General features: G+C 69.2%; 8 protein-coding genes and 1 pseudogene. 4 read left to right on the top strand and 5 right to left on the bottom strand.

Annotation, left to right across the window (positions count from 1 at the left end):
* Positions 1–399, bottom strand: a 399-nt coding sequence (locus BN2503_RS19705; RefSeq protein WP_434799883.1) for a transposase zinc-binding domain-containing protein, incomplete at its 3' end; no start/stop codon positions are given.
* Here BN2503_RS19705 and BN2503_RS17845 point away from each other — a divergent pair.
* Positions 394–894: a helix-turn-helix transcriptional regulator gene (locus BN2503_RS17845; RefSeq protein ID WP_233495123.1), complete on the top strand. Its 501-nt coding sequence runs from the start codon at positions 394–396 to the stop codon at positions 892–894. The genes BN2503_RS19705 and BN2503_RS17845 overlap by 6 nt on opposite strands.
* A 43-nt stretch (positions 895–937) precedes the next feature.
* On the opposite strand, the gene BN2503_RS17850 is transcribed toward BN2503_RS17845, so the two are convergent.
* Complete coding sequence (locus BN2503_RS17850) at positions 938–2,710, bottom strand: sensor histidine kinase (RefSeq protein ID WP_054257963.1); 1,773 nt, start codon at positions 2,708–2,710, stop codon at positions 938–940.
* Between the two features lie 182 nt (positions 2,711–2,892).
* Positions 2,893–3,582 (bottom strand): response regulator transcription factor, encoded by a 690-nt coding sequence (locus BN2503_RS17855; protein ID WP_054257964.1) that lies wholly within the window; start codon positions 3,580–3,582, stop codon positions 2,893–2,895.
* A gap of 163 nt (positions 3,583–3,745) precedes the next feature.
* Between BN2503_RS17855 and BN2503_RS17860 the strand changes: the two genes are divergently transcribed.
* A complete protein-coding gene (locus BN2503_RS17860) occupies positions 3,746–7,549 on the top strand; it encodes an IPTL-CTERM sorting domain-containing protein (protein ID WP_139235561.1) in 3,804 nt (1,267 codons plus the stop codon).
* A 101-nt stretch (positions 7,550–7,650) separates the two neighbouring features.
* On the top strand, positions 7,651–8,154 hold the full coding sequence (gene coaD, locus BN2503_RS17865) for a pantetheine-phosphate adenylyltransferase (RefSeq protein WP_054257966.1): 504 nt from the start codon (positions 7,651–7,653) through the stop codon (positions 8,152–8,154).
* An 85-nt stretch (positions 8,155–8,239) separates the two neighbouring features.
* Here coaD and BN2503_RS17870 read toward each other — a convergent pair whose 3' ends face one another.
* A complete protein-coding gene (locus tag BN2503_RS17870) occupies positions 8,240–9,175 on the bottom strand; it encodes a LysR family transcriptional regulator (protein ID WP_054257967.1) in 936 nt (311 codons plus the stop codon).
* A gap of 114 nt (positions 9,176–9,289) precedes the next feature.
* Here BN2503_RS17870 and lysA point away from each other — a divergent pair, with 114 nt between their 5' ends.
* Positions 9,290–10,534 (top strand): diaminopimelate decarboxylase, encoded by a 1,245-nt coding sequence (lysA, locus tag BN2503_RS17875; RefSeq protein ID WP_054257968.1) that lies wholly within the window; start codon positions 9,290–9,292, stop codon positions 10,532–10,534.
* Positions 10,535–10,963: 429 nt separating this feature from the next.
* On the opposite strand, the pseudogene BN2503_RS17880 reads toward lysA, so the two are convergent.
* Positions 10,964–11,180, bottom strand: a pseudogene (locus BN2503_RS17880) (IS91 family transposase); the annotation flags it as partial.

The following is an 11,180-nucleotide window of genomic DNA, read 5'->3' on the forward strand; positions in this document are numbered from 1 at the left end:
CTCCACCATCCGCCGCGTGGTGCACGAGGGGCAGACTCCCCGGCCTTTGCAGGAGAAGGCTACAAAGTAGTCGTGCCCACAGTCGCCGCAGCGAGCGCGGGCAAAGCCATGGGCAAAGATGCCGCACTCAAGATACTTGGCAAACGCTTTGCGCACGAAGGGCTTGGGGGTGTGGTGGTCGCCCTGGCCGTCGAACTGACCCGCGCTGGCCAACTCTAGCCAGGTCTCGTAGTGCTCGGCTACCGTTTGGTAGAGCAGCGTGCGTTCGGGGTGGCGTGGGTTGTAGAGGCGCTGCGCGCGCGCACTCAGGGGTTGGAGGCGTTGATGGAGCGCCTGCCCATGGGCCTGATGTTTTTCGACACGGCGGGCCGCCTGCTGCACGCCAATACCCGTGTGCATTCCCTGGCAGGGCTGGGCGTACACCGGGCGCCGCGTGCGCTGCTGCGCGGCGGCCCGCTGCTGTCCGCGGGTAGCGGCGACGTACGGCTGCAGGCGCTGTTTCGCCAATGCCTGGCGGGCCAGAGCGGCTGCGCCGAGCTGCCGGGCGGCTTGCTGCTGGTGGCGCTGTCGGTGGGTGATCTGGCGGCCCTGGGTCTGCCCCATGGCGCGCCGGGAGTGGCCTGGGCGGTGATGGAGCGCAGCTTGTGCAGCGAAGGGGCTGTGGCGCTGGCGCGGGCGGTCTGGCGCCTTTCGCCCTCCGAGTCCGAACTGCTGCTGGCGCTGATGCGCGGCCAAACGCCGCAGGACTTTGCCGACGCGCGCGGTTCGCGCATTTCCACCGTGCGTACCCACATGCGCGCCGTGCTGGCCAAGACGGGCACGCCGCGTCATCAGGACCTGGTGGCCCTGGTGGTGCGGTTGGTGTTGCTGGCGGATTGGCTCTTAATTTTATAGCTGCTAGCGCTTTCAAATTAAGCGCTAGAGGCCAGAATCATCATCACCCATTGCGCCGCAGCGGCAACCACAGGGTGAATGCAGTGCCAGGTGTTTCGGGTGCACGGTGCTCCCAGGAGCATTGCGCGCCCAGCGCTTGCGCGCGGGCGCGCACGTTGCCCAGGCCCCGGCGGCCGGGGGGCAGGGTGTCGAGGGGCGCGAAGGGACGCCCGTTGTCGTGCACGCACACCTGGACACCGGGCACGCCGGGATCGGTGCCGCGGGCAGCTTCTGCGGTGGAGACGGTGATGGCTGTCGCGCCGCTGTGCTTGATGATGTTGGTCAACACCTCCTGCAGGATGCGCAGCACATGCAGGGCGTTCTGCGCGTCAAGCCAGGGCAGGTCAGGGACTTCGCTGGTGCGCCAGTGCAGGGCGATGCCGGCCTCGCCCAGTCGCTGCTCCAGTCGAAAGCGCAAGCCCGCCAACAGAGCCAGCAGGTCGGCGTCCACGGGTTCGAGCGAGTCGATGGAGATTTTCAGGTCGTCGATGCACTCCTTGAGCACCTGGGCCACGTCCACCGTCGCCTGGCCGTGCTGCACCAAACGCAGCGCGCTCATCAGCGATGAGCCCACGCCATCGTGCATTTCGCGCATGAGGCGCTGGCGTTCGTGCATCAGCGTCTGCTCGCGCTCGGCGGCACGCAGGCGTTCGTGGGCCAGACCCAACTCGCGCTCCTGCGCGGCCAGGCGCTCGGCAAGCATCGCATGGGCCTGGGCTGCCTCGCGCGCGGCCTGCTGGTAGCGCAGGAAGGAGGCGATCAGGAACATGGCGATCACGCCTACATACAGGTACGGCGTGGCGTAGATGTGCTCGGCACTTACCCGAAAGTTCTGCATCGCCAGGTCGTGTAGCCATAGCGGGAACAGCAGCACCATCAGCGCCGCCAGCAGCATGTGTGGCCAGGTGCGCAGGCTCCAGGCGCCCGCCACCGCCGCGCCCACCAGCGGAAGCGCGGCAGGAATCTGCACCAGCCGCAGCAGCGGCAGCATGGCACCGTGTGGCGGGCTCCACAGCGGCAGCAGTGCCAGTGCGGCGACAGCCACGTACAGCATCAGCATGCCCGCGAGGCGTGGGTAGTGCCGTCCCTGGATGCGGCACAGCAGCAGAAACGCGCAGGTTGACGCGCTCAGTGAACCGGCCATGGTCATCCAGGCGAACCAGCCATCATCCAGGCCAAAGCCCTCGGCATCGACCAGGAAGAAGCTTGTGGCGAAAACGTGCGACAGCGACATCAGGAAGAACAGCAGGTAGCCTGTTTCGCCCTGGCGACGGCGCGCCAGCCACACGGCCAGCGCCAGCAGGCCCAGCACCAGGTTGGCGCCGCGCACATAGGCCAGAAGGTCGCTTTGCAGCAGGCTGCGCATGCGCCAACCGGCGCGCAGCTCCTCGGCCGGACCGGCCCACAGGGACGAGAGGGCTCCGCCCGCGCCCTCCGCGCCGGCCATGCGCACGTGCACCGTGAGCGGCTGGCCGGGGCGCACGTCGCCGCCCAGGTCCAGCCACACGGGCTGGTTGAAGCTGACCAGCACCTGGCTGCCGCGCGACTGCCAGGCCAGCCGGCCGTTGACATAGACCGCCGCGTTGCCCAGCGTGTGCCACCGCGGGATGTAGAGACGGGGCCCCTGCGGCGTGGGCGCCAGCGCGCTGGCGGGCACCTCCATGCGCAGCCACCAGACGTGGGGCGGCGTGCCGTCGCCGGGCGTGGCAGAGGGGGTGCGGCGCTCGCTTGCGCCCGGCAGCGCCACGGGTTTCCAGGGTGTGGCGGGGTCCAGCACTCCGTCACCCGCCGCGGCCAGCGAGGGCGGCGGCGCCCAGGTGGTGCTGGGCGAATGCCAGGCCAGCGCTTCAGTCAGGTGGGTAGCTGCTGCTTGGGCGAGATTGGAAGATGCTATGAAAAATATAGCTATTAGCGCTTGCCATACAAGCGCTACATGCCAATTTGGCTTGTATTTGATGTTCACTCCAGCCAACCCTGGCGCAGCGCGGCCGAGACAGCCTCGGCCCGCGTGGTGACCTGTAGCTTGGCATAGACGCGCCGCACGAACGTGCGCACCGTGTGGCGCGTCACACCCATGGCTTGCGCCACCTCGTCGAGCGTGTGGCCACGCGCCACCATGCGCAGCAACTCGGCCTCGCGGGCCGAGGGCGCGGCATCTGTCACTGCGGCCGGCTGGGCGGGCGGCGGTGCGACCTCGGCGGACTGGCCGGGGCTGGCTGCACGCATCAGCAGCTTGCGCGCCACCATCGGGTTGATGGGGCTTCCGCCCGCGTGCAGGCTGCGCACCTCTTGCAGCACGGCCTGGGGAGGCAGGTCTTTCAGCAGATAGCCCATGGCCCCGGCCGCGATGGCACCCAGCACATGGGCCTCATCGCCGAAGATGGTGCTCACCATCGTCGCTGCCTGGGGCCAGCGCAGGCGCAGCGCGGCCAGAACTTCCAGGCCGCTGCCGTCGGGCAGGCCCAGGTCAAGCAGCAGCACGTCCAGCGGCAGCTCCTCGTTCAGCCGCTCCAGCGCCTCTGCGCGGCTGGCGGCCAGCCACTGCACGCGCATGTCGGGCGCAGCCTGCAAGGCGTGCGCCAGCGCCGTGCGGCAGGCGCCGTCGTCTTCCACCACGGCGACACGGATGGTGCTGTTGGGCGATTCCATGCGCTGATGCTGCCACAGCCTTTGTGCGCTCCATGTCGCCCGATAGGGGGACAGACGGAGGTCGGCGCGCTGCGTAGCCTTGCGGTGCATCAAGACCCTGCTTTCGTATCAAGGTGTTTTCCGCCTCCAGCGCTCAATGGACAAGCGCAAGAAGCTATTAAAAATGAAGCAAATCATCCTGCCCCCGCTCCTCGCTGCCTGTCTGGCTCTGCCCGCCGCCGCGCTGGCCCAGATCTGCGCCAGCCCCAACGCCACCAGCGACTACATCGTGGGTGAGGCCGAGGGCCGCCCCAGCGCCATGCACTGGCACAGCGGGCTGGTGTGGTCGCGCTGCATCGAGGGCATGACCTTCAACGGCAGCCAGTGCTCGGGCGGTGCGCTGGCAGACATCCAGAAGCGCTGGCTGGAATGGATCAGCACCCAGGAGCTGCTGCCGCTGCCCTTCGACCAGCAGGCCGACTGGGGCATCAGCGCCAGCCTGACGGAAGACCGCCTGCGCACCGGCACCTGGCGTCTGCCCTATCGGTTGGAATACCGGGCGGTGATGAGCGGCTGCCCTGACGATGGGTCTGGCCGGCCCGTCAACCAGGAGGTGCTGCCCACCATCTACGGCCAGGGCGGCATCCATGGCTGGCACTGGTCGGCCTCGCCCAAGCCCGGCGACGTGAACAGCGCGTGGGTCACGTATTTCAACCTTTCCACCGGCGGCAGTTGGCTTTCCAACAACTACGCCACGGAAGCGCGCGTGGTGCGCGGGGGCCAGCCGTTCGCCAGCCTGCCCGCCGGCCCCTTCGCGGACACGCGGCCGGCCGGCACGCCGTGGGAGTTCACGCTGCCCGCGCCGCTCGCCAGCCAGTCGGGCACCGGCGCGGCCTGGGGCGGCGCGCGCATCGGCGGTAATGGGCTCATCCGCATCAACGGCACGGGCAACTGGGTGCGCGAGGCCATCGTCAAGAGCGGCGACCAGATCAGCGTGCGTATGCTGGCCCCGGCCACTGAAGGCCAGCAGGCGGCGGCCACGCTCACGCTGCGCAGCGGCCAGACCACCGGCACGGCGGCCAACGCCGCCAACGGCGGCGCCGAAGACACCGTGGTGAGCGAGACCAGCACCACCTTCACAGTCACAGCCAGCGCGTCCGCCGCGCCGCGCGCCTGCCGCGTCACCCCCACCGGCACGGGCGACGGCACGAGCTGGCCGCAGGCCGCCAGCCTGGCCGATGCGCTGGCCGACTTCAGTTGCAGCGAGGTCTGGCTGCAACGCACCAACTCCGGCGGCGGCCCCGTCTACGTGCCGCCCAGCGCGCGCGGCTTCGCCATCGAGCGCAACGTCAAGCTCTACGGCGGCTTCGTGGGCACCGAGGCCACGCGGGCCGAGCGGCCCGATCCCGTCTCCCCCACCCAGACGACGCTGGACGGCAACAACCACAGCCGCGTGCTGTATCTGGACGGCAGCCTGGGCACCCCGCTGAACGACACCCTGATCGACGGCGTATATCTGGTGATGGGCCTGGCGGCCGGGCCTGGGGCAAACGGCGGCGCGCTGTATTGCAACGGCGCGGGCGCGGGCAGCGTGTGCAGCCCCCAACTGAACAGGGTGTACATCGGCGCCTCGGGCGCCGACGGCCATGGCGGGGCCCTGTTCAACGACGCCAGCCGGGGCGGCGTCAGCAGCCCGGTGCTGACGAACGTCATCATCCGCAACAGCAACGCCGGGGGCGACGGCGGCGCCATCTACAACCTCGGCGATGGCGGCACCAGCAGCCCCGTGCTGCGCAACGTCTATTTCGAGAACACTCACGCCTTAGGCGGAAGCGGCGGCGCCGTGTACAACCTTGCCAGGGGCAGCGGCGGCGTCAGCAGCCCGGTGATCGAGCAGGCCAGTTTCAACGGCAACAGCGCGGCCGTGTACGGCGGCGCCATCTTCAGCAGGGCCGACGGCGGCGGCACCAGCCGCATGGAGGTGCGCAATGCCACCTTTTCCGCCAACCAGTCCGCCTCCGGCCAGCCCGGCGGCGCCATCGCCATCGTGGGGGTGGGCGGGGACGCCAGCGTGGACGTGGAGCACGCCACCTTCGTGAACAACATGAGCGGCGCCATGAACAACGCGCTCTTCACCCAGGGCGGCGACGTGCGGGTGATCAACTCCGTGCTGTGGGGCAACCCCGCCACCGCGCAGCGCACCCAGGCCATCACCTTCTTTACCGGCTCCACCACCATCACCGACAGCATGATCCAGGACGGCTGCGCGGGCGGCAACCAGGCCGTCATGGGCGGCAGCGCCACCTGCCCCGGCGTGACGCGGGTCGCCGACCCCGAACTGGGTGCGCTGGATGCCAACGGCATGGACGGCTACCCCATCCTCTACGGCTACCTGCCCGGGGCCAACAGCCAGCTGCTGGACGCCGTGGCCTGCACCGTGCCCACCGACCAGCGCGGCATCGCCCGCCCGCAGGGCGTGGGCTGCGACATCGGCGCGCTGGAGCGGCGGGGCACCGTGGCGCTGGCTGTCACCCTCAGCGGCAGCGGCACGGGCACCGTGAGCGGCGCGCCATCGGCCTGCACCACTGGCACGTGCAGCTACAACTACCCTGGCGAGGGCAGCGCGCAGGCCGTCATCCTCACCGCCGCGCCCGCCGTGGGCCATTCCTTCAGCGGCTGGAGCGGCGCTTGCAGCGGCACGGGCACCTGCAGCGTCACCATGAACCAGGCGCGCACCGTGGGCGCCGCCTTTGTCGGCCCCGCCACCTACACCGTGGGTGGTACCACCAGCGGCCTGGCGGGCGCCGGGCTGGTGCTGCAGAACAATGGCGGCGACAACCTGCCGGTGCCTGCCAACGGCTCCTTCACCTTCAGCATCCCCGTCGCGCAGGGCGGCGCCTACAGCGTCACCGTGCTTACGCAGCCGCCGGGCCGCACCTGCACAGTGACCAACGGCAGCGGCAACGCCAGCGCCAATGTGACCAACGTGCAAGTCGTCTGCGTGCCCAGTGCCCACGCCATCACCACCAGCCCTGCAGGTAACCTGAGCTGCACGCCCGCCACCATCACCCACGGCGGCACGGCGCTGTGCACCGCCAGCCCGCCTTCCGGCCAGATCACGCAGAGCATTGGCGGGTGCAATGGCACGGCTACGGGCGTGGGCGTTAACACCTACACCACCGGGCCCGTCACCAGCGCTTGCACCGTCACCGCCACCTTCGCGCCGCCGCCTGCTCACACCTTGGGCGGCACCGTCACGGGCCTGACCGGCACCGGCCTGCTGCTGCGCAACGGCGGCGAAGACCTGCCCGTGGCTGCCAACGGCGCCTTCACCTTCACCGGCACCGTGGCCGATGGCGGCAGCTACGCCGTCACCATCGCCGCCCAGCCCACGGGCCAGCGTTGCACTATCGCCAACGCCAGCGGCAGCAACGTGAGCGCCAGCGTGAGCAACGTGCAGGTGGCCTGCGTGCCGTACTTCGAAGGCACCACCGTGCCCGCCAGCGGCGCGGGCGGCACCGGCCGCGCCACCTTCACCGGCGGCGGCCCGGCCTGCCGCTTCGACCTGGGCGCCACCGGCTTCGAGGCCGCGCCCGCCACGCCGCCGCCGGGCCGCACGCTGCCCCAGGGCCTGCTGCGCGTGCGGCTGGTGAACTGCACCGCCGCCGTCGCCATGGAAATCACCTGGCCCGAGCCCGTGGCGGGCTACACCAAGTACGGCCTGGCCGACCGCACCGACACCCTACCCAGCTACTTCGCGCCCACGGGCCTGGCCATCAGCGGCCGCACGGTGCGCTTCACGCTCACCGACGACCAGCAGGGTGACGACGACTGGACGCCCAATGGCACCATCGCCGACCCCTCCGGCCCCACGGCGCCAGCGGCGGCCCCGGGCGGCGCGCAAGCCATCCCCACGCTCTCCGAAGGGGGTTTGCTGCTGCTGACGGCGTTGCTGGCGCTGCTGGCGCTGCGGCGCAGGGTGGTCTAACGGGAGGGCATGCTGCACTGCATAATGCGCGCACGCGGCCGGGGGGTCTCTTCGGAGGGTCACGGGCCAACGTCCATTCGCCAGACAGGAGACCACCAGCCATGGCCCAGAACGTGCTCGCCGTTTACCCCGGAACCTTTGACCCCATCACCCTGGGCCATGAAGACGTGGTGCGCAGGGCCACCCAGTTGTTCGAGCGTGTGATCGTGGCCGTGGCGGCGGGCCACCACAAGAAGACGATGTTCAGCCTGGAAGAGCGCATCGAGATGTGCCGCGAGGCGGTCAAGAACTACCCGCAGGTGCAGGTGGAGAGCTTCTCGGGCCTGTTGCGCGACTTTGTCGTGGCGCGCGGCGGCAAGGCCATGGTGCGCGGCCTGCGCGCCGTGACCGACTTTGACTACGAGTTCCAGCTGGCGGGCATGAACCGCAGCCTGATGCCGCAGGTGGAAACCGTGTTCCTCACGCCCAGCGACAAGTTCCAGTTCATCAGCAGCACCTTTGTGCGCGAGATCGCGGTGCTGGGCGGCGAAGTGCACAAGTTCGTCTCGCCCGAGGTGGCCGACCGCCTGGCGGTCAAGGTGCGCAGCATGTCCTCGCCGTCCTGACCCCGTTTTAGATAAAAACAGGCTCTAGCGCTTGACCAGCAAGCGCGAAAAGCTATCAAAAGAGAAGCATATCGCCGTCGCCTGACTACGCCAGCGCGTGCAGTCGCCGGGCGATGTCCGCCGCCTCGCTGCGCAGGGCGTCCAGCATGGGCGCCACCTCGGGCAGGGGCGGGCGGTACAGCGGCAGCAGGGCCGTGACGCTGAACGGAATCGAAAACGCCAGGCGCCGCAGCACCAACTGTGCGCTGGCGGCGGCCAGCGCCGTTACCGGGTTGACGATGGCCACCCCCAGGCCCTGCTGCACCATGGCGCACACGGCGGCGGCGCTGTGGGTTTCCAGGCGCAGGGTGCGCGCCACACCGGCTTCGGCAAAGCGTGCGTCGATCAGACGGCGGTAGGGGTCGTCGGCCGACAGGCTCACAAAATATTCCCCGGCGAAATCCTGCAGCTGCAGTGTGGACTGGGAAGCCAGGCGGTGGCCCGCGGGCAGCACGGCCACTTCATCCAGCGTGAGCAGCGCCTCGGCCCGGGTGCCCGGCGGCGCGCTGGCCTGCTCGCACAGGCCCAGGTCGAAGCGTTGGGCGCTCATCCATTCTTCCAGCAGTGGCGACTCTTGCGGCGTGACCGACAGGCGCGCCTGCGGGTGGCCGTGCATCAGCCGTGCCGCGGCGCCGGGCAGCAGGGCGTGCGCCAGCGCGGGCAGGCACAGCATCGACAGTTGCACGGCGTCCGGCCGACCCAGGGCCACAGCGTGGCCGATAACGCGCCCCAGGCCCTGCCAGGAGCGCTGCACCTCGTCCCACAGCGCCAGCGCGCGGGCGTTGGCGCGCAGGCGGCCCTGCACGCGCTCGAACAGGGCGTAGCCCAGCAGCGATTCAAGCCGGGCCAGCTCGCGGCTGACCGTGGGTTGCGAGCTGTGCAGCAGGTCGGCGGCGCCGGTGGCGCTGCCCGCGGTCATCACGGCACGAAACACCTCGATGTGGCGGTGGGTGATGCGGTGGGCCAGGGGGGCGTCGGTCATGCGCAGAGCATATCCTTTATGAATGGATGGTGGCAATCAAAGCATTCGACTGAATGCTCTGGGGCAGGCATCATCGGCGCATCGTTCACGCCTTTTTGCCTTCGGAGTCTTTGCATGTCCAACCCCTTTTCCCCCGCCCAGCTGTGGTCCCTGGCCGACCAGTTCGGCACCCCGCTGTGGGTGTATGACGCGGCCACCATCCGCCAGCGCATCGCCCAGGTGTCCAACTTCGAGACCGTGCGCTTTGCGCAGAAGGCCTGCTCCAACATCCACATCCTCAAGCTCATGCGCGAGCAGGGCGTGAAGGTGGACGCCGTCTCGCGCGGCGAGATCCTGCGCGCGCTGGCGGCGGGCTATGTGGCTGGCGGAGAGCCCTCGGAGATCGTGTTCACCGCCGACCTGTTCGATGTCGCCACGCTCGACTGCGTGGTGGAGCACGGCGTGCCCGTCAACGCGGGCTCCATCGACATGCTGCACCAGCTGGGCGCGCGCTCGCCCGGCCATGCCGTGTGGCTGCGCATCAACCCCGGCTTTGGCCACGGCCACAGCAACAAGACCAACACGGGTGGCGAGCACAGCAAGCACGGTATCTGGCACACCGACCTGCCCGCCGCGCTGGCGGCCATCCAGCAGCATGGCCTGAAGCTGGTGGGCCTGCACATGCACATCGGCTCGGGCGTGGACTACAGCCACCTGCAGGAGGTCTGCGGCGCCATGGTCAACCTGGTGCGCACGGCCCACGCGGCCGGGCATGACCTGCAGGCCATTTCGGCGGGGGGCGGCCTGTCCATCCCCTACCGCAGCGGCGACCCGGTGGTGGACACCCAGCATTACCACGGCCTGTGGGACGCCGCCCGCCAGCAGGCCGAGGCCATCGTGGGCCACAAGTTGGGGCTGGAGATCGAACCGGGCCGCTTTCTGGTGGCCGAATCCGGCGTGCTGCTGGGCCAGGTGCGCGCCACCAAGAACGCGGGCAGCAACCACTTTGTGCTGGTCGATACCGGCTTCAACGAACTCATGCGCCCGTCCATGTACGGCAGCTACCACGCCATGAGCGTGCTGCGCCGCGATGGCTCCACGGCCGCCGAGCAGCCCACCGTGGTGGCAGGCCCGCTGTGCGAGTCGGGCGACGTGTTCACCCAGGGCGATGGCGGCGTGGTGCTGCCGCGCGAACTGCCCGCCGCCCAGGTGGGCGACCTGCTGGTGATCCACGACACGGGGGCCTATGGCGCCAGCATGTCATCCAACTACAACACGCGGCCTTTGGTGGCCGAGGTGCTGGTGGACGGCAGCCAGGCGCGCCTGATCCGCCGCCGCCAGACGGTGGAAGAGCTGATCGCGCTGGAGCAGGGGCTGTAGGGCAGTAGTCATGCAGCGGTAGGCATGGGCCTACGCCCGTCTGCAGCGGTGGCGCACAAGGATGGGGCGCAGGCGGCGATAAGGTGAAAGCACCTATCCCTTCACCTCTTTTCATTCAAGGAGATCACCATGCCCATCATCCTCTGGCTGCTTGGCGTCCCTCTGTCCGTCGTCCTACTGCTGATGCTGTTCGGTGTGTTCTGACGCAGGCCCCCGGCCCATCAGCTGCGCCACAGCCTCCGCGGATAGGAAATTCAACCGCATGAGGCCAAGTATGGCACGAGTTTTGGGCCTCGAAACACGTTCGGCCAAGGAAGGTTGAGCGCTCGCTTGCCGCTCAATGGCAAGAGCTTGGGAGGCAGTATGCATTTGGGCCTGGCGCGCGCGCAGCTGCTTCCCCGCAGCGATGGATACCGCCGCTTCACTGGGTCACCAATTGACGCGCTGGTCTACCTCGTCGGGTTGAGCTGCCAGATCCCAATCCGGCTCGCCTTGCGCACCATCATCCACCGGCGCGTCGCAGCCCTCCCACAGCGGTGGCCCGCGTGCCGGGGTGATGTGCGGGGGGGCAGACTCCACCCCGATGTGGTTCAGGATGTGGCGGATTTCGGCGCTGTGGGTGATGAAGGCAATGATGCGCATCTGC

The organism is Paenacidovorax caeni, assembly GCF_001298675.1.
In the GTDB taxonomy this organism is placed as follows: Bacteria; Pseudomonadota; Gammaproteobacteria; order Burkholderiales; family Burkholderiaceae_C; genus Paenacidovorax; species Paenacidovorax caeni.